Source organism: Nocardiopsis sp. LOL_012 (assembly GCF_048060475.1).
In the GTDB taxonomy this organism is placed as follows: Bacteria; Actinomycetota; Actinomycetes; order Streptosporangiales; family Streptosporangiaceae; genus Nocardiopsis.
In genome coordinates this window covers 1-202 of the sequence record NZ_JBHMIV010000158.1, presented here as the reverse complement: position 1 = coordinate 202, position 202 = coordinate 1, and the positions used below count along the sequence as shown (strand labels likewise).

The window sequence follows — 202 nt, the reverse complement described above, 5'->3', positions numbered from 1 at the left end:
GTACGCCTGCTGCTGGCCGTACGCCTGCTGCGCGGAGGGGTCGTAGGCCTGCTGCTGGCCCGAAGCGGCCTGCGACGGGTCCTGGTACGCCTGCTGCTGACCGTAGACCTGCTGCTGGTAGGCCTGCTGAGGGTCGTAGGCATAGGCCTGCTGCTGGCCGGAGGCGGCCTGTGCCGGGTCCTGGTACGCCTGCTGCTGGCCG

General features: G+C 71.3%; 1 protein-coding gene. It reads left to right on the top strand.

The features are described 5' to 3' along the window. Positions 1 to 202: hypothetical protein (locus ACFHWE_RS23905; protein WP_416604134.1), on the top strand; the 202-nt coding region annotated here is incomplete at both ends.